Consider the following 25255-nt stretch of genomic DNA (forward strand, 5'->3'; position numbering starts at 1 on the left):
AGTTTTCGGTATAGAACGTCATGATGGTGGATTATTCCTAGTCTAGTTTGAATGTGGGCAATTGCCCAAGCACCGATTACTTGTAAGTGATTTTTTTGTACATAAAATTACATTACAGGGCAAACATTATGGAAAATATTATTGAAATCAACAACCTTTCATTTAAATATCCGGAACAAAATCAACTATTCGATAATCTTAGTTTGAGTATTGAAGCTGGTAAGTGGACTGCTATCCTTGGTCAGAATGGTAGTGGCAAAAGCACTTTAGCTAGACTAGTTGATGGTTTGCTGGAAGCAGAGTCAGGGACAATTAGAGTGGCGGGTCTAGAGGTTAACGATGACAACTTGCAATTGGTTAGAAACCAAATTGGAATGGTTTTTCAGAATCCTGAAGACCAATTTGTTGGGGCCACCGTTGAGGATGATGTGGCTTTTGGGCTTGAAAATCGGGAACAACCTCGTCAACAGATGCAGCTTGTGGTCAAAGAAAGTTTAGAAGCTGTGGGCATGTGGGAATATCGTAACCGGATTCCCGCTAGTCTTTCTGGTGGTCAAAAGCAGCGGGTAGCAATTGCTGGTATATTAGCAATTAAACCAAAAATATTAATTTTGGATGAATCAACGAGTATGTTGGATCCGAAGGGGCGGCAAGAAATTATTGATCTTGTCAAAGAGATTAAAGAAAAAGAAGAACTGACTGTAATTTCAATTACTCATGATATTGAGGAAGCTGCCATCGCAGACAGGATTGTGATTATTAATAAAGGGACTGTTGTTGCTGATAAAACTCCAATTGAGTTATTAAATCGAGAAGATTTTTTAAAAAAATATGAGTTGGAGACCCCCTTTACCACTAAATTGTTGAGTAGCTTAAAAGAGCTTGGCATTTCTGTTCCCGATAAATATTTGAATGATGAGGAGCTGATTTCATGGATCAAGAAGTCACTTTCACAAAAGTAGACCATATTTATGAGCCCAATTCACCACTTGCTAAGTTAGCTCTGTCTGATATTTCTTTAACCATTGACCGGGGAAGCTTTACAGCGATAATCGGTCACACTGGTAGTGGTAAATCGACATTAGTACAACACATTAATGCTTTGATCAAGCCTACCACTGGGACAATTACAGTTGCTGGTTTTGAAATTACGAATGAAACGAGTAATAAGAACCTGAAACAGCTTCGTGAGAATGTTGGAATGGTCTTTCAATTTCCAGAAAAACAACTATTCGATGAAACGGTGATCAAGGATGTAATGTTTGGCCCACTGAACTATGGCAAAACTGATGATGAGGCCAGACAAGCTGCAAGCTCCGCACTAAATCTGGTTAAGATTGGCGAACAATATTATGAAAAATCACCATTTGATTTATCAGGTGGTCAGATGAGACGGGTTGCAATTGCCGGTGTATTGGCTATGAAACCGGAGATCCTTATTTTAGATGAGCCGACGGCTGGCTTAGATCCACAGGGCCACCAAGAAATTATGGAATTGGTTCAAGCGCTTAACCGTGAGCAAAACGTGACCATTATATTGGTGACCCACCAAATGGAAGACGTTGTTGAATCAGCAAACCAAGTGGTTGTTATGGAGTCTGGTAAGATTGTTAAGGATGGGACTGTCAGAGAAATTTTTAACAATCCTCAATGGCTGGCAGACAAGCAGCTGTCGTTGCCTAAAGCGGCCGACTTTGCATCTAAACTAGGGCTGTTTGGACACAATGAAGAGTTGCCTCTAACAGTTGATGAACTTGCTAAGGCGATTGCCGGTAAGCTTAGGGAGGATCAAACTGATGAGTAACTTTATCTTTGGGCGTTATTTGCCAGGTGAATCCTGGATCCACAAGATGAGTCCACAGTCTAAATTGCTGTTATGCTTTTTCTTTGTATTAACGGTATTTTTTGCGAATAATGTGTGGACCTATGGTGTATTAGTGGTTGTGATGTTAGGGATTATTCTTTTGTCTGGGGTTTCAATTAGCTACTTCATTAAAGGAATTAGACCACTGATTTGGTTGATTATTTTTACTGTTCTCCTGCAAATTTTATTTAGTAGTGGAGGAACTCCAATATGGAATTGGGGGCCGTTTTCAATAACTGACGAAAGTTTGATAAACGGGGGCTATATCTTTATTCGTTTCCTCTTGATTATCATGATTTCAACAGTATTGACGTTAACTACTACACCACTTGCAATTGCGGATGGAGTACAAACAATTTTGAAGCCGTTAAAGTACGTTCATTTTCCAGTTGAAACCTTAGCGTTAATGCTTTCAATTGCACTCCGGTTTGTCCCCACGCTTATGGATGAACTTGAAACAATTATGAATGCTCAGCGTTCTCGTGGCGTTGACTTTGGTTCCGGAAGTATTGTAAAACGGGTTAAATCGGCCGTTCCCTTGTTAGTGCCACTTTTTAGTGGTGCAATCACCCATGCTGAAAATCTCTCCACTGCGATGGAAGCTAGAGGATTTGCAGATAGTGAACACCGATCTAAATACCGAGTTTATCATTGGCAGGGTAAAGATACGATCACATGGTTGTTTATGATAATCATTTTTGTCATCATTATCTTTATCAGAAAATAACATCGAGGTGAGTATCATTCGTTACAAAATAACCTTTGCATATGACGGAACCAACTTTAATGGTTTCCAACGTCAACCTAAGCAAAGGACTGTTGAAGGCGTTTTGACTTCAAAAATAAATATAATGGCAAAAAAGCCCCAAAAAACAATTGAAGTATTTGGGTCAGGTAGAACTGATTCTGGAGTTCATGCCTTAGCACAAGTTGCTCATTTTGATTTTCCTTTTGATCTACCAACTGAAGCAATTTACCGTGGTCTAAACAGTATGTTGCCTTTAGATATGGAAGTTTTAAAGGTAGAGAAGGTTAGTGACACCTTCCATGCGAGATATGATGTTTCTGGCAAACGGTATATGTATAGGGCTGACCTAGGAGAGTTTTCAAATCCATTTAAACGTAACTATACGGGGCATTGGAAATTTCCGGTTGACGTGGATAAAGTTAGGACTGCATTAACGGACTTAATTGGGCAGCATGATTTTTCAAGTTTTGTTGCATCAGGTTCTACCGCCAAGAGCAATGTCCGAACTATTTATGACGCCAAGTGTTTTTATGATGAAGCTGAGAACGAAATTAATATTGAGTTTTATGGAAATGGGTTCTTATATAATATGGTTCGCATTATGGTTGGTGTCGCAATGGAGATTGGGGCAGGGACGAGACCGGAACATGATGTATTAAGATTATTTGATGTTAAGGATAGAGATCAAGCACGGCTAACCATGCCAGCGTCTGGTTTATATTTAAAAAAAGTTTATTATGAGGGCGATGACCCAGAGCATCCTACCAAGTTACCGAAGTTCTAATTATTGTTTTCAAAATTAATTGACTTTAGCAGTAATTATTTGTATTATTGTAACTGGTATTGTTTGCCCCACGATAAGCCCCGGAAACTTATTTGGTGTCGAACAAACACAGAAACATGGAGGAAATTAACGTGCGTACAACATATATGGCAAAACCTGGTGAAGTAGAACGTAAATGGTACGTGGTTGACGCTACAGATGTTCCTTTGGGACGTCTTTCAGCAGTTGTTGCTTCTATTTTAAGAGGTAAGAACAAGCCAACTTTCACCCCTAACGTAGATACTGGGGACAATGTAATCGTAATTAACGCAGAAAAAGTGGCCTTGACAGGTAAGAAGGCTAAAAACAAGATTTATTACCGTCACAGTCGTTTTATCGGTGGCTTGAAGCAAAGAACCGCTGGTGATTTTCGTGAAAAAGATCCTGAAAAGTTGATCGAAACATCAGTTAAGGGAATGCTTCCTCATAACTCATTAGGTCACAAGATTGGTTTGAAGTTGCATGTATACACAGGCGCTGAACATACTCAACAAGCTCAAAAGCCTGAAGTATTAGACATTAGTAACCTAATTTAAGGAGGAAATAGCATTGGCTCAAGTACAATATCGCGGCACTGGCCGTCGTAAAGATTCAGTTGCTCGTGTACGTTTAGTACCAGGAACTGGTAAAATCACAATGAACGATCGTCCAATCGAAGACTACATTCCAGCAGCTGATTTACGTGAAGTTGTTGTTCAACCATTCAATGTTACTGAAACTCTTGGTAACTACGACGTTTTAGTTAACGTTAATGGTGGTGGTTACTCTGGACAAGCTGGCGCAACTCGTCACGGAATTGCCCGTGCATTGCTAGAAGTTGACCCAGACTTCCGTGGACCATTGAAGCGTGCAGGTCTATTGACTCGTGACGCTCGTATGAAAGAACGTAAGAAGCCAGGTCTTAAAAAGGCTCGTAAAGCTTCACAATTCTCAAAGCGTTAATATTCGTTTATTTTCGCAAAAACACCTTCCATTGTGGAAGGTGTTTTTTTATTGTTAAATATTATGATTTATCCAAGAAGCTAAACATTTAATGAAGATTTTTAGAAAACTTTTTGTTACATTATCTGTTAGTATATAATTACTTGAATTGTGGGAGGAAGTCTGATGAATACAAAGTCAAAAACGCTACGAATGAGTGTGTTGGCGATGTTTATCGCAATTATTATTTTACAAACAACTATTCCAATTATTGGGTACATACCGATTGGTCCACTTGAGATAACGATCATTCCGGTGACGGTAGTAATTGCGACTATCTTGATGGGAACCCTTGATGGTGCAATTGTTGGTGGGGTATGGGGGCTAATTACCTTTATTAGGGCATTTGCATGGCCTACTAGCCCATTAGCGGCTATCGTGTTCGTCAACCCTGTTGTTTCAGTGCTTCCACGAATTTTGATTGCAGTGGTTGCTGGCGTGGTGTATAGCAGTATAACAAAGCATATTAAAAGCAATTCTGCTAGCATTTCAATTGCGGCTATCCTTGGAAGCCTAACTAACACTGTGTTAGTCTTGGGGTTGATATACGTTTTTTATAAGGCACAGGCACCACAACTTTACCATTTAAATATAAAAGATTTATTGCCTTATTTACTAGGTGTAGTGGGGACAAACGGAATTCCAGAAGCAATCTTTAGTGGAATTGTTGCACCGTTAATTGTTACACCACTGCAAAAATCCTTTGGCTCTAAGTTAGTAAGAAAGCCAAAATAAAAAGGCCACGAGGGCCTTTTACTTTTCTTCTTCTTCATCGTCTTCAGTTTCAACTTTTGGAGCCGCTTTGATCATCTTAAGGTGCTGATTATTGATAACTACTTTATTGTGGTACTTATCAATAATTTCAGGATCTTTTGATTCAAAAGTGATCAAGAAAGAGTTGGTATAACTTTTATCGATGAAACCAGTAAACTTTTGCTTTTCGATGGTGAATTCAACTTCGTCACCTACGTTGTATTTTGCCTGTTGTTCTGAAACTTCGGTATTTTTTGCCAATGAAAACATCTCCAAGGTTTTTAAGTATCAAATGATAAAATAACCGATATTAACAGGGATGTCAAACAAAATTGTCGAAATCGTAATTTATTAATTGTCTTTACTCAAAATTACCGTTAGAATTAATTTATTGTAGAAAGATTGGAAATTAATTGTCAGCGTATAAAAAAGGCCGCAAAAGCCGAAAAAAACAATCAAATAGAATTGTCATGTTCGCATTTATTGCGTTCGGACTGTTTGTTGTGCTTGGATTTCATGTGTTATACCAGGCGGAATCTACTCCCCAACGGGTTGAGAATACTGGTCAAAGCCTAAGTGAGCAACACCAAAAGTTCATCCGGACAATTGCACCAGAGGCCCAAAAGTTGCAAGGACAGTATAATATTTTGCCAAGTATTACGATTGCGCAGGCAATATTGGAGTCGCAGTGGGGCGAAAGTGACCTTGCAAGTAAGTACAATAACTTATTTGGGGTTAAGGCTCAGGGGGGATTATCGAAGTCAGTCTATTTGGACACTCAAGAATTCGTAAATGGTGAGTATGTTACTGTAAAAGCGCGTTTCCAGGTATACTCTTCTTACTCTGAGTCACTGAGTGATCATGCTAGATTATTGGCGATGGGCACAAAATGGAATCCAAATCAGTATGCAGACGTAGTCAACGCTACAAATTATGTGCAGGCAGCCAAGGGATTGCAAACAGATGGCTATGCAACCGACCCAGCTTATACGCAGAAATTAATTCAAATAATCAAGACGTACAAATTATATCGATACGATGACTAGAGAGGATATTATTAAATGAAGCTATTAGAGGACAAAATTGCAAAAGACGGTACAGTTTTACCAGGCAACGTGTTAAAGGTTGATAACTTCCTTAACCACCAGGTTGATACCAAATTAATGGATGAGGTTGGAAAAGAATTTGCTCGTCTATTTAAAGATGAGGGAGTTACTAAGGTTGTTACCGTTGAATCATCAGGCATTGCCCCTGCCATGATGGCAGCTCTTCATTTAGGTGTACCGATGATTTTTGCGCGTAAGCACAAGAGTTTGACCCTAACTGATAACTTGTATACTGCTAGCGTTTATTCTTATACTAAACAAGTAAGTAATGACATTAGTGTTGATAAGAGATTCTTAGACTCTAATGACAAAATTTTGATTATTGATGACTTTTTGGCTAATGGCCAAGCCGTTTCAGGTTTGTTGGAAATTGCTAAAGTTGCTAACGTAGACGTTGCCGGAATTGGAATCGTAATCGAAAAGAGCTTCCAAAAAGGCCGCGAGATGATTGAAGAGGCTGGTGTTAGACTCGAATCATTGGCTCGAATTGCATCACTCGATGATGAAAAAGTCGAATTTGTAAAAGATTAATCGATAAATACCAGAAGAGGTAGTGAGAATGTTGGCGAATGAAAATGTTGTTTATCCAGGGCAAACAGTCGGAGTGATTGGTGAAAGTATTAGTAATCTTTCATTAATAACTACCGCTAAAAAAATGGGATTCAAGGTAGCTGTATACAGCAGCAACGAAAGTTCTGATATCATGCAAGTTTCTGATTTTCAGTACATGGGTGACTACACTGATAAATCCTCATTAAAAATGTTTGCTGAAAGATGTGACGCAGTTATCTATAATGATGACCAAATTGGTTCAGACATCGTCGACTATCTTTCTCAGTACACCAGAGTTCCTCAAAATACTGATTTACTCGACATTAACCAGGATCGGTTAATTGAACGTAGTTTTTTTGAGACGCTAAACATGAATATGGCTCCGTACGCAACGATTATCGAACTGGAGGATATTTACCAGGCAATCAATTCAATCGGCTATCCTGCCATTTTAAAGCCCATTCAGAGGGGACTATTAGGTGGCCAAGAACTTTACATTGAAAAACAGAGTGACATTGTAAAGGCATCTGGGATGCTTGATGTTGGGACATACATCCTGGAATCATATGTAAAGCACGATATTGACTATTCGGTAGTTGTGACTCGGGGTGAGAATTCTGATCGGGTAATCTTCCCAGTTATTGAGGATATTTACCAACGTTCTCGCTTAATCACAGCATTTACGCCTGCAAAAATCGAGTCAGGATTAGAAAAAGAAATGATTCGGATTGCTAATGAAATTGCCAATAACTTGGACTATGTTGGTACGTTTGAAGTTTCTTTCTATGTTTCTGAAAACGGGTCGATTTATGTAAACAAAATCGCTCCTAATATGGGAATTGCCGGCTCAGTTTTTGAATACGCACTGAGTGTTGATCAATTTGAACAACATCTCCGGGCAATTGCTGGGTTACCTTTGATGAAACCGATTGTCGGAATTCCTACTGTTTTACAAACTATCAATGAACAAGATTACGGCAGAATTCAAACTCAATGGGTAATCAAAGATAATTGGCACTTCAACTTTTATGGCTTAAATGATGGCCGTCACGGAACAATCGGTCACATTTTAATTCCAACTGAGTCGATTGCCAAAACGTTGATGCAAATTGAAGGAACCAATATTTGGAACAATATTGATTTTGAAGCAAAATATAAAAAAATGGACTAAGTCGGCGTCGTGCCGGCTTTTTTGCTTGCTTTTTGAAAAGCAGCAGTGAGGCTTTTCTGGTATAATTGATTGGATAATTGTGCGAGAGGATGGACAGTAATTTGGCTGATTCAGATTTAATTAAGGGACTAAATACAGAGCAACGCGATGCAGTTTTACACACAGAAGGTCCAGTGCTAATTATGGCTGGGGCAGGTAGTGGTAAAACTCGGGTGTTGACTCATAGAATTGCCTACATAATTGAGAGTAGGAACGTGATGCCATGGAATATTCTGGCCATCACATTTACGAACAAAGCAGCTAAAGAAATGCGCGAACGGGTTTCAGCATTACTCGATGAGAGTGGTAATGATGTTTGGGTGTCAACTTTTCATGCTCTTTGTGTGCGTATTTTAAGAAGAAATATTGATTTATTAGGGTACAACCGAGCATTTACGATTGCCGATCCTAGTGAACAGCGGACGTTGGTAAAGCGAATTTTGAATGATATGAACGTTGATACCAAGAAGTTCGACCCACGGTCAATTTTGTCTGCAATTTCAAACGCCAAGAACGACATGCTGGATCCTGAAGGTTTTAGAAAAAATGCCCGTGGACCATTTGAAGAGATGGTGGCAGATGTCTACGACCGTTACCAAGCAGAGCTTAAGCAAAACCAGTCACTTGATTTTGACGATTTGATCATGATGACGATTGAACTCTTTGACCAACATAAGGATGTTCTGGAGTTCTACCAAGATAAGTTTAAATATATTCACGTTGATGAGTATCAGGATACTAACGAAGCCCAGTACCAATTAGTGACGTTACTTTCACAAAAGTATCGCAATATTTGTGTGGTTGGGGATGCTGACCAGAGTATTTATGGTTGGCGTGGAGCTAACATGCAAAATATATTGAACTTTAAGGATGATTACAAAGATGCTCATGTGACTATGCTTGAGCAAAATTATCGTTCTACAAAGACGATATTGGATGCAGCTAACGCTGTGATTGCCAATAATGATAATCGTGAGGATAAGAATCTGTGGACTGAAAATAATCAGGGAGACAGAATTTCGTATTATCGTGGTCAGACTGAAAATGATGAAGCCCGTTTTGTGGTTTCTAACATCCAAGAAGAAGTTAATAAAGATGGCCAAAACTATGGCAGTATTGCGATTCTTTACAGAACAAATGCTCAATCACGTGTAATGGAAGAAACATTACTCAAGTCAAACATCCCATACACCATGGTTGGTGGGCATAAGTTCTATGATCGTAAAGAAATTCGGGATGTTCTTTCATATTTAACACTGATTGCTAATCCAAATGACTCGATGGGATTTGAACGAGTTGTGAATGAACCTAAACGGGGAATTGGCCCAACCAGTGTTGATAAGCTACGAAGATTTGCAAATGATCACTCGTGGAGTTTGCTAGAGGCTTCTTTGAATGTTGACTTAGCAAATGAGATTTCTGCGAGGGCAAAGAATTCACTCTACCAGTTTGCTGATACGATGGATAAGATTGCTAAAGACGCAAAAGACTTGTCAGTTTCTGATATCACTGAGGCTTTGTTAGATAAAAGTGGGTACCTAGATGCCTTGAAGAGTTCTAAAACGTTGGAAGCTCAATCAAGAGTGGAAAACTTGGAAGAATTTATGTCAGTTACCAAAAAATATGATGACGAGAATCAACAAGCTACTGGAATTGATAACTTAGTCGACTTCCTTAGCGATTTAGCCTTAGTTTCAGATCAAGATGATGTTGATGAAGAATCATCAGCGGTTACGTTGATGACTTTGCATGCTGCTAAGGGACTAGAATTTCCCGTTGTGTTTATCATGGGAATGGAAGAGGGATTATTCCCACTTGGTAGAGCTGCTGCTGATGAAGAGGAATTACAAGAAGAGCGTCGGTTAGCTTATGTTGGAATTACCCGTGCCAAGAAAAAACTCTACATTACCAACGCTTATTCACGGACTCTTTATGGTCGCCGGCAAAATAATCCACAATCAAGGTTTATTGATGAAATTACACCTGATTTGATTCAGTATGAAAATGTTGGCAATGACAGCGGTCCAATTAAGACGCCATTTGATCGTAAGACTGAGCGGGCTTTTTCAACCCCATATCATCGTCCAAGCCAAACGGTTGAAAAACCAAAGGGCTCTGGAGCTGATAAGAAGAGATGGAATGTGGGCGATAAGGTATCACATAAAGCATGGGGAATCGGTACAGTGGTCAAAGTTTCTGGTACCGGTGAAGATATGGAATTAGACATTGCTTTTGATTCTCAAGGAATTAAACTGTTGTTGGCTGCATTTGCGCCAATTCAAAAACAAGAATAAAAGGGGTTTGTAAGATGGCAACTGCAAATATGAATGAAAACTCAGCGAGGGTTCAAGCAGAAGAGCTACGAACAAAATTGAATAAGTGGGCAGATGAGTATTATACGTATGATGCCCCTAGCGTTGAAGATTCTGAATATGATGCAGTCTATCAACAGTTAGTTTATTTGGAAACGCAATATCCAGCCATTATTACCCCAGATTCTCCTACTCAAAAAGTTGGAGATCATACGCTACCAGGGTTCAGTAAAGTGCCACATGATATCCCAATGTTATCTTTAGGAGATGTGTTCTCAGAACAGGAACTAGCAGACTTTGTGGACAGACTGACTAAGTCAGATAACGTGAACTTTGAATATAATTGCGAATTAAAAATTGATGGGCTAGCAATTTCTTTGCGATATGAACAAGGCAAGCTAGTCCAAGGATCTACTAGAGGAAATGGCCAGATTGGTGAAGATATCACCGAGAATTTGAAGACTATCAAATCAATTCCCCGCAAACTAACAAGACCAATCAATATTGAAGTTCGTGGTGAATGTTATATGCCTAAGTCTTCATTTGTTAGTTTGAATGAACAACGGCAAAGGGATGGTCAAACACCATTCGCAAATCCTCGTAACGCAGCTGCTGGTAGCTTACGGCAGCTTGATTCTAAGGAAACGGCCAAGCGAAAATTAAGTACGTTTATGTATAACGTTGCCGATTATGATGACTTATTGACTGATACTCAAAGCGGGCTGCTTGAAGAATTAAAGGAGCTAGGTTTTAACACTAATCCATCTTCGCAAGTGGCACATTCGATGGCAGAAATCGATGCGTATATTGATGAGTACCAAGAAAAACGGGATAGTTTGGAATATGGAATTGATGGAATCGTTATTAAAGTTAATTCACTACCGACTCAAAGGAAGTTAGGCGCAACGGTTAAAGTCCCTCGCTGGGCAATTGCATATAAATTTCCACCAGAAGAGGCCCAGACAGTCGTTCGGGACATTGAGTGGACGGTTGGCAGAACCGGAGTGGTTACCCCAACTGCCGTGATGGATCCAGTGACCTTGGCGGGAACAACTGTTGCTAGGGCTTCACTTCATAACCCTGACTATTTAAATGAGAAAGGGATTCGGATTGGCGATACAGTGGAGCTGCATAAAGCTGGCGATATTATTCCAGAAATCTCGAAATATATTCCAGAAAAACGGCCAGCAGATAGCGTTGCTTATGAAATTCCAACCCAATGTCCATCTTGTGGTTCAGAGCTGGTTCATCTCGATGATGAGGTTGCCTTACGGTGCATCAACCCCAAGTGTCCAGCACAATTGGCGGAGGGGTTGACTCACTTTGCTTCACGGAATGCGATGAATATAGATGGATTAGGTCCTAAAATCATTGCTCAACTTTTCCAAAAACAATTGGTTGACGATGTTAGTGGGTTATACACATTGAGTGTGCAGGACTTGTTAACACTTGATAAATTCGGTGAAAAGTCTGCAACCAACCTGATTAGTGCAATCGAAAATAGTCGTGAAAATTCTTTGGAACGATTGCTATTTGGTTTAGGAATTCGTCATGTTGGTGCCAAAGCTGCACGGTTAATTGCCCAAAAGTTTAAAGATATTGATGAGATTATCAAAGCTAGTGCGCCGGACATTGCAGAAATTGATACAATGGGTATGATTATTGCTGATAGCGTAGTAACATACTTCTCAATGCCTGAGTCAGTTGAGTTGATTGATCGACTTAAATCTGTCGGGGTTAACATGACCTACCTTGGTGAAACAACTGAAGAAATCGAAGGTTCTGATTCCTTTTTCAATGGTAAAAAGGTGGTTTTAACTGGAAAGCTTCAGGCCACAACCAGGGGGGATGCAACAGACTGGTTGGAAAAACATGGTGCATCAGTCACTAGTTCAGTTTCCAAGAACACTGATTTAGTGGTTGTGGGAGCTGATCCAGGAAGTAAGTACGATAAGGCTGTCAAACTGGATATAACCATTTGGGATGAACAACAATTTGTTTCTGAAATGAATAAAGAGAATCAATAACGGAGGAAGAATCGGTGAAAAAAGTATGGATGGCATTATCCATAGCGTTAATGGGTGTATTGTTGGTAGCGTGTGGAAGTGCTGATAATTTGAACACTGGAAGTAAGTCGTCTAACTCCAGTAAAACTGAACTAACTGGCCAAACTGATAGTGGGTATTATCAAGGGGTCATTAAGAATGGTCATTATCAAACAAGCAAGTCTCGAGGGGTTAGCGTTTCCCAAGTATCAAATCAACTAAATATTAAGGGATTTGAAAATGGTTTGTTGAATATCTCTAAGGAAGAATTTTCTACTAAGAAATATGTCTTCCAAGAAGGACAGTATCTTTCAACTGCTAAGGTAGAAAACTGGTTGGGAAGAAAATCAAAGTCTAATCCAACTGGTTTGAATCCTAAAAAGGGTAGTCCATACGTACCTAATTACTTATCACAGATTAGTGAACAGGACTTCATGACTGAAAATGGGCGAAATTTATCTCTATCGGGAATGACTATTGGTCTAGCTATCAACTCAGTTGATTACTACACCAAAAAGACTGATGGACCAACACTAGAGGCAGATATTTCTGATGCCCAAGTCAATAAGCAGGGAAAAGCAATTGCTGCCAAGGTACTAAAACGCTTGAGAGCACAAAAAGCCTTGAAGAACATTCCGATTGTTATTGCTTTATACAAGCAAGCTTCAGATGACAGCTTGGTTGGTGGAAACTTCTTTGCTTATGCAGTTAACGATGGTGGTGCCACTAAGATTTCTAAGTGGACTAAAGTTAACCAAAAGAACTATGTATTCCCAATTCAATCCGGAAAGAAATCACCAAGTAAAACCGACGAAGATGCTTTCGATAACTTTAAATCACAAGTTCAAAACTTCTTCCCTAATTTGAGTGGGGTTACCGCTCAAGCTCAATATTCAGATGGAACATTGAACGGAATGAAAGTCAGCATTACCACCCAATTTTACAGTCAAACTGAAATCATCAGTTTTACTCAATACTTGCAACAAGCTGCCCAAAAGTATTTACCAAGTAATGCGCCAATCGATATAACGGTTCAATCGACTGACGGGATTCAAAGTTTCTTAAGTCGAAATGCCGGCGAAAAGAACTTCACTTCCCATATTTTCAACAGTTATTAATATGGTAAAATGTCATTTGTGATTAACGAAAGGAAGGGTCGAAATGAGCGAGAGAATTTCTGAAGACCAAGTAAACCACGTTGCAGAACTTGCAAAGTTAAAGTTGGAGGCTGATCAGCTTCCATACTTCACAAACCAATTGGATAAAATTATTGGTATGTTTGAAACCTTAAGCAAGGTTGATACTGATGGTGTTGAACCAACAACAAGCGTTAGCGATCAACTTAACACTATGCGTGAAGACGTTGCTGATAATTGGAACCAACGTCAAGAACTATTGGATAACGCTCCTGATGCGGAGAACGGTTATATCAAGGTTCCTGCAATTATTGATGAAAGTGGGGACAACGAATAATGAATTACTTTAACCAATCATTAAGCGAGATCCATGAAAAGCTGGTTAACAAAGAAATTACTGCTGAAGACCTCACTAAACAAACATTGGCTAACATTGCGGAAGTTGATAAGGATATTAATGCTTTCATCAACGTTGATGAAGAAGGCGCCTTACAACGTGCTAAAGCAATTGATGAAGCCGGAATTGACGCTGACAATTTGCTTTCTGGGATGCCAATTGCATTAAAGGATAACCTTGTAACTAAGGGATTTAAAACTACTGCTGCATCAAAGATGCTAGAAAACTTTAAGCCAATTTATAATGCAACTGTTGTTGAAAAGTTAGCTAACTTAAATGCAATTAGTGTTGGTAAAACCAACATGGATGAATTTGCAATGGGTGGTTCAACTGAAAACTCAGCATTTAAAATTACCCATAACCCTTGGGATACTAACAAGGTTCCTGGTGGTTCATCAGGTGGTTCTGCTGCGGCAGTTGCTGCAGGGGAAGTTTTAGCTGCGCTAGGTTCAGATACTGGTGGTTCAATCAGACAACCAGTTTCATTTAACGGGGTTGTTGGAATGAAGCCAACGTATGGTCGCGTTTCACGTTGGGGTCTGATTGCCTTCGGATCATCACTAGACCAAATTGGACCAATCACAAGAAATGTTGCTGATAACGCAACGTTATTAAACGCAATTGCTGGTCACGATGATCACGATATGACTAGTTCAAATAAAGATGTTCCAGACTTTTCTGCCAACCTAAATGCTGGAGTTAAGGGCATGAAGATTGGGATTCCGTCAGAATTTATGGCTGCTGGACTCGATGATGATGTGAAGCAAACAGTTTTAGATGCTGCTGAAACCTACAGAAAACTAGGCGCCACAGTTGAAGAAGTTTCATTACCACATACTGAGTATGGGGTCGCTGCCTACTACATTATCTCTTCTTCAGAAGCTTCATCTAACCTACAACGGTTTGACGGGATTCGCTATGGATACCGTGCTGAAGATGCTAAAAATCTTGAAGAACTATACGTTAAGTCACGCTCACAAGGTTTTGGTGATGAAGTTAAACGAAGAATTATGCTTGGAACTTTCTCACTTTCAGCTGGTTTCTATGATGCATACTTCAAGAAGGCTGCTCAGGTAAGAACTTTGATGATCAACGATTTTACAAATGTCTTCAAAGATTATGACCTAATCTTGGCACCAACTGCACCAACACCCGCATATGGTATTGGCGAAGATATTAGTGATCCAATGACAATGTACATGAATGACGTTTTGACATTACCAGTTAACCTTGCTGGTCTACCAGGAATGTCGATTCCTGCTGGGTTCTCAAACGGATTGCCAGTTGGTGTACAACTGATTGGTAAGCCATTCGATGAAACAACTATTTACCAAGCAGGTAATGCGTTTGAACAAGCAACCGACTTTCATAAGCAAACACCAAAGATGGGAGGAAATAACTAATGAATTTTGAAACAACTATTGGACTTGAAGTCCACGTCGAGTTAAAAACAAACTCTAAAATTTTTAGTCCCTCTCCCGTAGAATTTGGTGATGATCCTAACTCAAATACCAACGTTATTGACTGGGGTTATCCTGGTGTTCTCCCTTCAACTAACAAAGGAGTTGTTGAATCTGGGATTAAAGCAGCTTTAGCACTTCATGCTGATATTGAACGTCATCCTCACTTTGACAGAAAGAACTACTTCTACCCTGATAATCCAAAGGCTTATCAAATTACTGAATCAGAGACACCACTGGGTCATGATGGTTATGTAGAAATCGAAGTTGACGGTAAGACTAAGAAAATCGGAATTGCTGAGCTGCATATCGAAGAAGATGCTGGTAAAAATACCCATAGCAATGAGTATTCTTACGTTGATTTAAACCGTCAAGGAACACCGTTGGTCGAAATCGTTTCTAAACCAGATATTGCATCACCAGATGAGGCATACGCTTATTTGGAAGAACTTCGCCAAGTAATTCAGTTTACTGGTGTTTCCGACGTTAAGATGGAAGAAGGTTCAATGCGTGTCGATGTAAACATTTCGATTCGCCCCGTAGGTCAAAAAGAATATGGGGTCAAGACCGAGTTAAAGAACTTGAACTCATTTAACTATGTTCGTAAGGGCCTTGCTTATGAAGAACAGCGCCAACAACGAGTATTGATGTCTGGTGGTACCATTCAACAAGAAACTCGCCGTTTTGACGAGACTACAGGTCAAACAGTATTGATGCGGGTTAAGGAAGGTTCTGACGATTACCGGTACTTCCCAGAACCAGACTTGCCAGCCTTGGATATTTCTCAAGAGTGGATTGATTCTGTTGAAAAAGATTTGCCTGAAGCACCTAAGAAGCGCCGAGCTCGTTATGTTAATGAGCTTGGAATTACTGATTACGATGCAATGGTTCTAACTCAGACTAAAGAGATGTCTGATTTCTTCGATGAAATGATTGCTCAAGGTGCTGACGCTAAGCTATCAGCTAACTACCTTCAAGGTGACGTTAATGCGTTCTTGAATGACAATCACGTTGATTTACAGAAGACAGATATCACCGCAGAACATTTAGCTACAATGGTTAAATTGATTACTGACGGGACAATTTCATCAAAAATGGCTAAGAAGGTCTTTAAGGCAGTTACCCAAGGTAAAGAGCCAAAGGCATTCGTTGAAGAAAAGGGCATGGTTCAACTTTCAGATCCTGCTCAATTACAACCAATCGTTGATGAAGTATTGGAAGCAAACCCACAATCAGTGGAAGACTTCCACAATGGTAAAGACCGTGCAATTGGATTCCTTGTTGGTCAAATTATGAAGAAGACCCAAGGAAAAGCTAACCCATCAGTGGTTAACAAGTTATTAATTGACTCAATGAATAAATAGAAGGACAGGTAGGGGTATGCGTAAACGTGCCAGAGTAATTTATAACCCGACATCTGGAAGGGAATTATTAAAGCAAAAGCTAGTTGATATCTTAAATATTTTTGAACAAGCTGGGTTTGAGACCAGCGCTTTTGCTACAACGCCAGAACCCGATTCAGCAAAAAATGAGGCTAACCGGGCGGGAAGAGATGGATTTGATTTAGTCGTTGCAGCAGGTGGTGATGGAACCATTAATGAAGTTGTTAACGGTTTGGCACCACTAAAAAAGCGACCTAAAATGGCAATTATTCCTGCTGGAACAACTAATGATTATGCTCGGGCGTTACACATTCCCCGTGAAGATCCTGTTGAAGCAGCCAAGGTAGTGTTGAAGAATCAAACCATTCGGATGGATATTGGTGAAGCGGGAGATAATTACTTTATTAATATCGCAGCCGGCGGTTTATTAACTGAATTAACATATGATGTCCCATCGGACTTGAAGACAATTTTTGGTTACCTAGCTTATTTAGTTAAAGGGGCCGAATTATTACCTAGAATTAAACCAATCGATATGGATATCAAGTATGATGATGGTGAATTTAAGGGAAAGGCGTCAATGTTTTTCCTTGCTTTGACAAATTCAGTTGGTGGATTTGAGCAAATAGTTCCCGATGCTGCCTTGGATGATGGTAAATTTACGCTGATTATCGTTAAAACTAGTAATTTAGTGGAAATCATGCACTTAGCGTCGAAGGTGATCAACGGTGGTAAACATATAAATGATCCCCGGATTATTTATAAAAAGACCAAGAAAGTCGTTGCTAAGCCAATTATGAATCGGATGCAGATAAACCTTGATGGAGAGTATGGTGGGGATGCACCGATGAAGTTTGTTAACCTTAAACAACACATTGAAACCTTCGCAAACCTGGACGATATTCCAAATAAGGCGTACACTGATGAGAGTGAGGAGTTAATTAACGTTGAGAAGAACTTCATTGAAAACGTTGATAAACTTCCAGATAACGATACTGACGATAATAACTAAGAGATAAAATATAAAATTGCGTTGCGATTTGTCGCTTCGCAATTTTTGTTTGTTTGAAGGAAAAGGTGGATACATGAAATTTACGGCCCCAGTTGCCAAGAACGAAAAGTACGAAGTTATAATTGAAGATTTAACCTATGAAGGGCTTGGATTTGCCAAGATAGACGATTTTCCAATCTTTATTGAAAATGCCTTGGTTGGTGAAAAAATTATTACACTAATAACAAAGGTTAAAAAGAATTTTGCTTTTGGTAGAACAGATGAAATTATCACTGAAAGCCCTGATAGAGTTCATGGTATTGCAAAGGCATACACTCAAACCGGGATTACACCACTTCAACATCTAAAATACCCAGCTCAACTTAGATTTAAACAACACCAAATTCAAGTTGATTTTGATAAGTTAAAGGTGCCTGCTGAAGTTAATGAGACTATCGGTATGGATGATCCATTTCATTACCGGAATAAGGCTCAAATTCCAGTAAGAATGCTTAATGGTAAGCTATCTACCGGATTTTATAAGAAGCATTCCCACGAAATGATTCCGCTTGAAGATTTTAAGATTCAGGATGAAAGAATCGATAAGGCCGTTTTGATTGTTAGGGATATTCTTCGTAAATTCCAGGTAAATCCATATGATGAACGTAACCATACGGGAGTAATCAGAAACATTATGGTACGGGTTGGTAAGTATACTGACCAAATGATGATTGTTTTAGTTACTAGAACTAAAAAGCTACCAAGTACCGAGGAGATTACTAGGGAAATTAACGAACAAATTCCTGGGCTAACCAGCTTGATTCAAAACGTTAACTCTGAAAAGACTAACGTCGTGTTAGGTAAGAAGAACATTGTTCTTAGTGGCTCAGACCGCATCCATGACCAATTAATGGGATTGGATTTTGAAATTTCGGCTAACTCATTCTATCAAGTAAACCCCGTTCAAACTGAAAAGTTATACAAACTTGCGATTGAAAAGGCAGAATTAACTAAAGATGATGTCGTAATTGATGCGTATAGTGGTATTGGGACAATTTCATTGTCAGTTGCCAAGGCGGTTAACAAGGTTTATGGGGTTGAAATCGTTGAAGATGCTGTCACCGATGCAAAGACTAACGCAATGATCAACGGAATTAAAAACGTTGAATTTGTGGTCAATAAAGCTGAAGACCAAATGGCGAAGTGGCAAGCAGATGGTTTAAAACCAGATGTTGTCATTGTTGATCCTCCACGTAAGGGGTTAGCTGAATCCCTAATTGAAAGTGTTGCTGAAATGAATCCCAAGCGCGTGGTATACGTTTCATGTAACCCAGCAACTTTGGCACGAGATGTAAAATTGTTTGGTGATTTTGGCTACGAATTGAACCAACCAATTCAACCAGTTGACCAATTTCCACAGACGGTTCACATTGAATCAATCTCTGTTTTAGAGAAAAAATAGTTATAAAATTGTTCATTTTTCTTCACTAAATGTGAAAAAAAGTGGACTTTTTTTATTGATAATTCAATTAATGTTATCCTTAAAACATAGGGGTGTGGCGCATGATTATCATAATTAAGCGATGCTCAAAATTAAGATAAACATTTGAATTAGTTCTCTGATTTTGTTAATGTTGTATCTGTTAATTTATTTTTGAGGATTATAAAAATCCCCCCAAATAAATTGTTTACTCAAATAAATGTAAGGAGGAGCACATGACAATTAAACTTCAAGTGCAAAATCTTACCAAAATATTTGGCCGTCGAATTGGACGCGCCAAAGAGTTAATCGACGCTGGTAAGTCAAAGGCTGAGATCCTGGAACAAACGGGAGCCACAGTGGGTGTCGAAAATGCTAGCTTTGAGGTTAATGAGGGTGAAATCTTCGTTATCATGGGGCTTTCTGGTTCAGGAAAGTCAACAATGATTCGGATGATTAACCGACTTATTGAACCTACATCTGGCAACATTCTAATTGATGGACAGGATTTAACTGGTCTTAGTAAAAAGGAACTCTTGGACGTTCGGCGTCAGAAGATGAGCATGGTATTCCAAAACTTTGCTCTGTTCCCTAACAGAACAATCGTTGAAAATACTGCGTACGGTCTAGAAGTTAAGGGTGTCGACAAGGCAGAACGGCTTAAAAAGGCTCATGATGCTTTGGAGTTAGTTGGTCTTCATGGTTATGATGACCAACTTCCAACCCAACTTTCAGGTGGTATGCAACAACGGGTTGGTTTAGCTAGAGCTTTAGCTAACGACTCAGAAATCCTATTAATGGATGAAGCTTTCTCTGCATTGGACCCACTTAACCGTAAGGACATGCAGAACGAATTACTGGATTTACAAGAAAATCTTCATAAGACAATTGTCTTCATTTCTCATGATTTAAATGAAGCCCTTAGAATCGGCGATCGAATCATGATTATGAAGGATGGGGAAGTTGTTCAAACTGGTACCCCAGAAGAGATCCTGACTAAACCAGCTAACGAGTACGTTGAACGGTTCATCGAGGATGTTGATAGAACTAAGGTACTGACTGCATCTAATGTTATGATTCGACCAAATACCGTTAACATTGATAAAGACGGTCCACGGATTGCAATTCGCCGGATGCGTGAAAACGAAATTTCTTCCGTTTACGTTGTTAACAGTAAACGTGAATTTGTTGGAATCGTTGATGCTAAGCATGCCTTAGAGTTAATCGAAAGTGGTGAACGGAAGTTGGACTCAATCGTTGAACGCGACATCCCGACAACTTCACCAGATACACCAATCACAACAATTATGGATCAGATTTCTAAATCACCATTCCCATATGCCGTTGTGGATGAACAAAAGCATTTACTTGGAATCATTATTAGAGGTGCGGTTCTTGGTGCAATTTCAGGAAACGAGGTGGTAGAAGGTGAATAACATTCCTCAATTACCAGTTGCAAAGTGGATTGACAGTTTAGTTGATTGGTTATCTGGATTCGAAGGATTCTTCAACGCAATCACCAACTTTATTGGTGGAATCGTTGATGGATTCCAATGGATTTTTGATTTAATTCCTGCTTGGCTGTTCATTATCCTGATTGTTGGTTTTACCTATTACTTATTGAGAAACCGTAAGCACTGGTCACTAATTATTTTCGAAATTATTGGTCTAATCTATGTTTGGAACCAAGGGTACTGGCGCGATATGACCCAAACTTTGACCTTGGTTTTAACTTCTAGTTTGATTGCTTTAGTAATTGGAATTCCAATTGGAATTTGGATGGCAAAATCAAACGTAGTTCAAATGATTGCTAAGCCAATCTTGGACTTCATGCAGACTATGCCAGCCTTTGTTTACTTGATTCCTGCTGTTGCATTCTTTGGAATCGGAATGGTGCCCGGGGTTATTGCCTCAGTTATTTTTGCTATGCCACCCACAGTTAGAATGACTAACCTTGGGATTCGACAAGTACCAACTGATTTGATTGAAGCGGCTGACTCTTACGGATCAACTTCATGGCAAAAATTGATCAAGGTACAATTACCACTTGCTAAGTCAACCTTGATGGCAGGGGTTAACCAAAGTATGATGCTTTCACTTTCAATGGTTGTTATTGCATCCATGATTGGTGCGATGGGTCTTGGAAACAAAGTTTACTTTGCCGTAGGTAGAAACGATGCCGGTAGTGGTTTTGCTGCCGGACTTGCAATTGTTATCTTAGCCATCATCTTGGATCGGGTAACTCAAGCAATCAATAAAAAACCAGCAGACAAGTCTTAGGAGGTGGTTACTATTTTAAAGAAAATCACTAAGTTAACGACTTTCTTAGCATTAGCAGCCATCGCAATCGTGCTTGCTGGGTGCTCAAACCAAATGGCTAAGTACAATCCAAAGAAACCAGTTGGTGAGCAGGTTGACTACACAATTACGGGAATCGATGCTGGTGCCGGAATTATGGCTAGTACGCAAAAGGCAATTAAAGCCTATGGCTTAGACAAAGATAACTGGCAGTTGCAAACTAGTTCAACCGCAGCGATGACCAGTACTTTAGACAAGGCATACAAGAAGAAGTTGCCAATCGTTATTACCGGTTGGACTCCCCACTGGATGTTTACTAAATACAAATTGAAGTTCTTAAAGGATCCAAAAAATGTTTACGGTAAAGCCGAAGACATTCATACAGTCACTAGGAAGAACTTACAAAAAGATCGTCCCGAAGCATACAAAATGCTCGACCGGTTCCACTGGACCCCTGAGCAAATGTCTTCTGTGATGATCAAAGTTAATAATGGTGAATCACCTGAGAAGGCTGCTAAGAATTGGATCAAGAATAATCCAAAACAAGTAGCCCAATGGACCAAGGGAATTAAGCACGTTAAGGGACAATCATTTAAGATGACCTACGTTGCCTGGGATTCAGAAATTGCGTCAACTAACGTAGTGGCTGAAGTCCTTAAATCACTTGGTTACAAGGTGACGATTCAAGCAATGGAAATGCAACCAATGTGGGCTGCCGTGGCGGGTAATGATGCTGACGCAATGGTTAGTGCTTGGTTACCAAACACTTCAGCTGTCTTCTATAAAGATTACAGAAGCAAAATTGAAGACTTGGGAATCAACTTACGCGGTGCCAAGGTTGGTCTTGCCGTTCCTTACTATATGAAGAACATTAATTCAATTGAAGATTTAAAATAAAAAGTTAAAAAAGTGACCTCCATAGTTTTCGTTTAAAACTATGGAGGTCACTTTTTTAGTACCTGATATCTCGTGATATCAATAACTTAATAAAAAGATAATATGTTACAAAAATCACAAAATGAACATTTTTTCTATAAAAGCGTTTACATTTGTTCAACAATTCGTTAATATAAAGTTGTACTTAAATGAAAGGGGTTACATTTATTATGACACTAACAAACGAAGAATTAGCAAAATACCTAGATCACACTAATTTAAAGCCTGATGCTACAAGGGAATACATCATTAAGACCTGTGAAGAAGCAGCTAAGTATAATACCGCTTCTGTTTGTGTTAACTCACACTGGATTCCATTGGTTGCAGAACAACTCCAAAACACGGATGTTAATCCAATCACAGTTGTCGGTTTTCCTCTAGGGGAGACGAATACCGAAACAAAAGTTTTTGAGGCTCAAACAGCAATCGACGACGGGGCAGAAGAAGTCGATATGGTGTTAAATATTGGTGAATTAATTGGTGGCAACACTAAGTTTGTTACTGAAGATATTAAAGCAGTTGCAGACGCAGTTCACGAAAAGGGCAAGTTGTTAAAAGTTATTTTAGAAACTTCATATTTAAACAATGATCAAATCGTAGCAGGTAGCAAAGCTTCAGAAACTGCCGGTGCAGACTACGTTAAGACCTCAACTGGATTTTCATCAGCTGGTGCCAAATTAGACGATGTTAAATTGATGCGTCAAACAGTCGGCGACAGATTGGGTGTTAAGGCATCCGGTGGGATTCATTCTAAAGAAGAAGCACTTGCAATGATAGATGCTGGTGCAAGTCGGCTAGGTGTCAGTGCCACTGTTAAGATTTTGTCGTAATTAAGAATGTTTTAGGGGGCTTTTTAATGACTAAGAAATACAAACGAATTTTTGGAATTGTCTTGGATTCAGTTGGTACTGGAGAAGCATTTGATGCTGAAAAATACGGGGATGTTGGCTCAGATACCCTTGGACACGTTGGTGAAGCGTACAAGGGTGATTTGAAAATTCCTAACTTACAAAAATTAGGAATTGCCAACTTACGAGATAAGCCAATTCTAGGGGTAGATAAGGTGGATAAGCCAATAGGATACTTTGGCAAAATGAAAGAAATTTCGGCCGGCAAAGATAGCATGGACGGCCATTGGGAAATGATGGGGCTTCCGGTTGAGAAACCACTGGACACATTTCCAAATGGTTTTCCCGATTCAATCATTAAACAAATTGAAGACTTTTCTGGCAGAAAGGTAATTGGTAACCGTCCAGAATCAGGGACTAAAATCATCGCTGAACTTGGGGAAGATCAGATGAAAACAGGTGATTTAATTGTCTATACTTCTGGAGATTCAGTATTACAAATTGCTGCTCATGAAGATGTAATTCCACTGGATGAACTATATAAGATTTGTAAGTTTGCCCGTTCAATTGTAAATGGTCCTGAATATACTGTGGGCCGAATTATTGCTCGACCTTATGTTGGTCCCGATAAGGATCACTTTACTAGAACGGCTAACCGTCACGACTTTACGTTAGAACCAACTGGAACTACCGACTTGGATTACCTTCAAAAAGCAGGTGTTCATACAGTAGGAATTGGTAAAATCAACGATATTTTCTCTGGTCACGGAATTGACGAAGGTTACCACAATGAAAGCAATATGGATGGAATGGATCATGTTGACCACGTAATGGCAGAGGATTTTGAAGGATTCTGCTTAACTAACCTGGTTGATTTTGATGCTATGTACGGCCACAGAAGAAACCCAATTGGATTTGGGCAAGCCTTAATGGACTTTGATCAACGCCTAGAGAAGGTTTTAAACAACTTGAAGGACGATGACCTATTGTTGATTACTGCCGACCATGGAAATGATCCTGGCTTTAAGGGAACTGACCATACCAGAGAATACGTACCACTATTGGCATACTCTCCATCAATGACCGATACTGGCAGCCTGGGAGTCAGAGAAACATTTGCTGATTTTGGTGCTACGGTTCTTGAAAACTTTGGCGTCACTGGTAACCCAGTGGGAACTAGTTTTCTTGATGAATTAAAACAGGGGGCGACACAATGAGTACACACATTGGAGCAAATAAAGGTGACATCGCAGAAACAGTATTAATGCCTGGTGATCCACTGAGAGCGAAATTTATTGCGGAAAATTATTTGGATAATGTTGTGCAATACAGTAGTGTCCGCAACATGTTTGGTTTTACCGGAACATACAAAGGTAAACGAATTTCGGTTCAAGGGTCAGGAATGGGAATTCCATCACTAGCAATTTACACAACCGAATTGATTAAAGAATATGGCGTGAAGACTATCTATCGGGTTGGTAGTTGTGGTGGTATGAGCCCAGATGTTCACATGCGTGACGTTATTTTGGGTCAGGCAGGAACCACGGACTCATCGATTATTGAGAATACATTTGGACCAAATATGTATTATTCACCAATTGCTGACTTTGGTTTGCTTGATTCGGCATACCATACAGCAGAAGAGATGGGCATCAACACAAAGGTTGGGAACATCTTTGCTGCAGACCGATTTTACAATGACGAAATTGATATTCAAAAATTAATCGATTATGGTGTGTTGGCAACGGAGATGGAAACAAGCGGCCTATACTTATTGGCTGCAAAGCACCATATCCGGGCTTTAACAATTTTGACTGTTTCTGATCACTTGTTAAGTGGAGAAGCAATGTCTGCCAAGGATAGAGAAACTTCATTCGATGAAATGATTAGATTAGCACTCAATACAGCAGTAAAAAATATTGAAGAATAATTG

At 39.5% G+C, this 25255-nt stretch carries 25 protein-coding genes; 24 read left to right on the forward strand and 1 reads right to left on the reverse strand.

Annotated features, from left to right (window positions below; translation table 11 throughout):
- The first annotated feature begins 128 nt into the window (after positions 1 to 128).
- From PL11_RS06640 to PL11_RS06670, 7 genes are all read left to right on the forward strand, one after another.
- Entirely contained in the window at positions 129 to 962 is an 834-nt protein-coding gene (locus tag PL11_RS06640) for an energy-coupling factor transporter ATPase (protein ID WP_035168201.1), read from the forward strand.
- Entirely contained in the window at positions 932 to 1804 is an 873-nt protein-coding gene (locus PL11_RS06645; protein ID WP_035168203.1) for an energy-coupling factor transporter ATPase, read from the forward strand. The genes PL11_RS06640 and PL11_RS06645 overlap by 31 nt, the downstream gene beginning before the upstream one ends.
- Positions 1797 to 2591, forward strand: a complete 795-nt coding sequence (locus PL11_RS06650) for an energy-coupling factor transporter transmembrane component T family protein (RefSeq protein ID WP_035168205.1) — start codon at positions 1797 to 1799, stop codon at positions 2589 to 2591. Before PL11_RS06645 ends, PL11_RS06650 begins: the two co-directional genes overlap by 8 nt.
- A gap of 13 nt (positions 2592 to 2604) precedes the next feature.
- A complete protein-coding gene (truA, locus tag PL11_RS06655; protein WP_035168392.1) occupies positions 2605 to 3396 on the forward strand; it encodes a tRNA pseudouridine(38-40) synthase TruA in 792 nt (263 codons plus the stop codon).
- A gap of 131 nt (positions 3397 to 3527) precedes the next feature.
- On the forward strand, positions 3528 to 3971 hold the full coding sequence (gene rplM, locus PL11_RS06660) for a 50S ribosomal protein L13 (protein WP_078256939.1): 444 nt from the start codon (positions 3528 to 3530) through the stop codon (positions 3969 to 3971).
- Between the two features lie 13 nt (positions 3972 to 3984).
- A complete protein-coding gene (gene rpsI / locus PL11_RS06665; protein ID WP_035168207.1) occupies positions 3985 to 4377 on the forward strand; it encodes a 30S ribosomal protein S9 in 393 nt (130 codons plus the stop codon).
- Positions 4378 to 4542: 165 nt separating this feature from the next.
- Positions 4543 to 5151 carry an ECF transporter S component gene (locus PL11_RS06670; RefSeq protein ID WP_035168209.1) on the forward strand — a complete coding sequence of 203 codons (609 nt, stop codon included), beginning with the start codon at positions 4543 to 4545 and terminating at the stop codon, positions 5149 to 5151.
- Between the two features lie 18 nt (positions 5152 to 5169).
- Here PL11_RS06670 and PL11_RS06675 read toward each other — a convergent pair whose 3' ends face one another.
- Entirely contained in the window at positions 5170 to 5430 is a 261-nt protein-coding gene (locus tag PL11_RS06675) for a hypothetical protein (protein ID WP_035168211.1), read from the reverse strand.
- 209 nt (positions 5431 to 5639) lie between these two features.
- Between PL11_RS06675 and PL11_RS06680 the strand changes: the two genes are divergently transcribed.
- From PL11_RS06680 to deoD, 17 genes are all read left to right on the forward strand, one after another.
- Complete coding sequence (locus PL11_RS06680; RefSeq protein WP_052127843.1) at positions 5640 to 6215, forward strand: glycoside hydrolase family 73 protein; 576 nt, start codon at positions 5640 to 5642, stop codon at positions 6213 to 6215.
- Positions 6216 to 6230: 15 nt separating this feature from the next.
- Positions 6231 to 6806, forward strand: coding sequence for a xanthine phosphoribosyltransferase (locus PL11_RS06685; protein WP_035168214.1), 576 nt, complete (start codon positions 6231 to 6233; stop codon positions 6804 to 6806).
- 28 nt (positions 6807 to 6834) lie between these two features.
- On the forward strand, positions 6835 to 7998 hold the full coding sequence (locus PL11_RS06690; RefSeq protein ID WP_237047479.1) for an ATP-grasp domain-containing protein: 1164 nt from the start codon (positions 6835 to 6837) through the stop codon (positions 7996 to 7998).
- 89 nt (positions 7999 to 8087) lie between these two features.
- Entirely contained in the window at positions 8088 to 10331 is a 2244-nt protein-coding gene (pcrA, locus tag PL11_RS06695; RefSeq protein ID WP_418287654.1) for a DNA helicase PcrA, read from the forward strand.
- Positions 10332 to 10345: 14 nt separating this feature from the next.
- Positions 10346 to 12376: an NAD-dependent DNA ligase LigA gene (gene ligA, locus PL11_RS06700; protein ID WP_035168216.1), complete on the forward strand. Its 2031-nt coding sequence runs from the start codon at positions 10346 to 10348 to the stop codon at positions 12374 to 12376.
- Positions 12377 to 12405: 29 nt separating this feature from the next.
- Complete coding sequence (locus PL11_RS06705; RefSeq protein ID WP_035168400.1) at positions 12406 to 13512, forward strand: CamS family sex pheromone protein; 1107 nt, start codon at positions 12406 to 12408, stop codon at positions 13510 to 13512.
- Positions 13513 to 13555: 43 nt separating this feature from the next.
- Entirely contained in the window at positions 13556 to 13867 is a 312-nt protein-coding gene (gene gatC / locus PL11_RS06710; RefSeq protein ID WP_035168217.1) for an Asp-tRNA(Asn)/Glu-tRNA(Gln) amidotransferase subunit GatC, read from the forward strand.
- Entirely contained in the window at positions 13867 to 15330 is a 1464-nt protein-coding gene (gene gatA / locus PL11_RS06715) for an Asp-tRNA(Asn)/Glu-tRNA(Gln) amidotransferase subunit GatA (RefSeq protein WP_035168219.1), read from the forward strand. The genes gatC and gatA overlap by 1 nt, the downstream gene beginning before the upstream one ends.
- Entirely contained in the window at positions 15330 to 16751 is a 1422-nt protein-coding gene (gene gatB, locus PL11_RS06720; protein WP_035168222.1) for an Asp-tRNA(Asn)/Glu-tRNA(Gln) amidotransferase subunit GatB, read from the forward strand. The genes gatA and gatB overlap by 1 nt, the downstream gene beginning before the upstream one ends.
- Before the next feature lie 16 nt (positions 16752 to 16767).
- A complete protein-coding gene (locus PL11_RS06725; RefSeq protein ID WP_035168225.1) occupies positions 16768 to 17781 on the forward strand; it encodes a diacylglycerol kinase in 1014 nt (337 codons plus the stop codon).
- A 73-nt stretch (positions 17782 to 17854) separates the two neighbouring features.
- Positions 17855 to 19222, forward strand: coding sequence for a 23S rRNA (uracil(1939)-C(5))-methyltransferase RlmD (rlmD, locus tag PL11_RS06730; protein ID WP_035168227.1), 1368 nt, complete (start codon positions 17855 to 17857; stop codon positions 19220 to 19222).
- A gap of 254 nt (positions 19223 to 19476) precedes the next feature.
- Positions 19477 to 20676: a quaternary amine ABC transporter ATP-binding protein gene (locus PL11_RS06735; protein WP_035168229.1), complete on the forward strand. Its 1200-nt coding sequence runs from the start codon at positions 19477 to 19479 to the stop codon at positions 20674 to 20676.
- The gene (locus PL11_RS06740; RefSeq protein WP_035168231.1) at positions 20669 to 21520 is read left to right on the forward strand and encodes an ABC transporter permease; all 852 of its coding nucleotides are present in this window, start codon (positions 20669 to 20671) and stop codon (positions 21518 to 21520) included. Before PL11_RS06735 ends, PL11_RS06740 begins: the two co-directional genes overlap by 8 nt.
- 12 nt (positions 21521 to 21532) lie before the next feature.
- On the forward strand, positions 21533 to 22435 hold the full coding sequence (locus PL11_RS06745) for a glycine betaine ABC transporter substrate-binding protein (protein ID WP_052127844.1): 903 nt from the start codon (positions 21533 to 21535) through the stop codon (positions 22433 to 22435).
- Between the two features lie 209 nt (positions 22436 to 22644).
- On the forward strand, positions 22645 to 23304 hold the full coding sequence (gene deoC, locus PL11_RS06750; protein ID WP_035168233.1) for a deoxyribose-phosphate aldolase: 660 nt from the start codon (positions 22645 to 22647) through the stop codon (positions 23302 to 23304).
- A gap of 26 nt (positions 23305 to 23330) precedes the next feature.
- Entirely contained in the window at positions 23331 to 24539 is a 1209-nt protein-coding gene (locus PL11_RS06755; protein ID WP_035168234.1) for a phosphopentomutase, read from the forward strand.
- The gene (gene deoD, locus PL11_RS06760) at positions 24536 to 25252 is read left to right on the forward strand and encodes a purine-nucleoside phosphorylase (protein WP_035168236.1); all 717 of its coding nucleotides are present in this window, start codon (positions 24536 to 24538) and stop codon (positions 25250 to 25252) included. The genes PL11_RS06755 and deoD overlap by 4 nt, the downstream gene beginning before the upstream one ends.
- Positions 25253 to 25255: the final 3 nt, after the last annotated feature.

Source organism: Lentilactobacillus curieae (assembly GCF_000785105.2).
In the GTDB taxonomy this organism is placed as follows: Bacteria; Bacillota; Bacilli; order Lactobacillales; family Lactobacillaceae; genus Lentilactobacillus; species Lentilactobacillus curieae.

Coding starts and splice junctions, on each gene's coding strand:
- PL11_RS06640 (WP_035168201.1), top strand. CDS start 129: ATGGAAAATATTATTGAAATCAACAACCTTTCATTTAAATATCCGGAA.
- PL11_RS06645 (WP_035168203.1), top strand. CDS start 932: ATGGATCAAGAAGTCACTTTCACAAAAGTAGACCATATTTATGAGCCC.
- PL11_RS06650 (WP_035168205.1), top strand. CDS start 1,797: ATGAGTAACTTTATCTTTGGGCGTTATTTGCCAGGTGAATCCTGGATC.
- PL11_RS06670 (WP_035168209.1), top strand. CDS start 4,543: ATGAATACAAAGTCAAAAACGCTACGAATGAGTGTGTTGGCGATGTTT.
- PL11_RS06680 (WP_052127843.1), top strand. CDS start 5,640: ATGTTCGCATTTATTGCGTTCGGACTGTTTGTTGTGCTTGGATTTCAT.
- PL11_RS06685 (WP_035168214.1), top strand. CDS start 6,231: ATGAAGCTATTAGAGGACAAAATTGCAAAAGACGGTACAGTTTTACCA.
- PL11_RS06690 (WP_237047479.1), top strand. CDS start 6,835: ATGTTGGCGAATGAAAATGTTGTTTATCCAGGGCAAACAGTCGGAGTG.
- pcrA (WP_418287654.1), top strand. CDS start 8,088: ATGGACAGTAATTTGGCTGATTCAGATTTAATTAAGGGACTAAATACA.
- ligA (WP_035168216.1), top strand. CDS start 10,346: ATGGCAACTGCAAATATGAATGAAAACTCAGCGAGGGTTCAAGCAGAA.
- PL11_RS06705 (WP_035168400.1), top strand. CDS start 12,406: ATGGCATTATCCATAGCGTTAATGGGTGTATTGTTGGTAGCGTGTGGA.
- gatC (WP_035168217.1), top strand. CDS start 13,556: ATGAGCGAGAGAATTTCTGAAGACCAAGTAAACCACGTTGCAGAACTT.
- gatA (WP_035168219.1), top strand. CDS start 13,867: ATGAATTACTTTAACCAATCATTAAGCGAGATCCATGAAAAGCTGGTT.
- gatB (WP_035168222.1), top strand. CDS start 15,330: ATGAATTTTGAAACAACTATTGGACTTGAAGTCCACGTCGAGTTAAAA.
- PL11_RS06725 (WP_035168225.1), top strand. CDS start 16,768: ATGCGTAAACGTGCCAGAGTAATTTATAACCCGACATCTGGAAGGGAA.
- rlmD (WP_035168227.1), top strand. CDS start 17,855: ATGAAATTTACGGCCCCAGTTGCCAAGAACGAAAAGTACGAAGTTATA.
- PL11_RS06735 (WP_035168229.1), top strand. CDS start 19,477: ATGACAATTAAACTTCAAGTGCAAAATCTTACCAAAATATTTGGCCGT.
- deoC (WP_035168233.1), top strand. CDS start 22,645: ATGACACTAACAAACGAAGAATTAGCAAAATACCTAGATCACACTAAT.
- PL11_RS06755 (WP_035168234.1), top strand. CDS start 23,331: ATGACTAAGAAATACAAACGAATTTTTGGAATTGTCTTGGATTCAGTT.
- deoD (WP_035168236.1), top strand. CDS start 24,536: ATGAGTACACACATTGGAGCAAATAAAGGTGACATCGCAGAAACAGTA.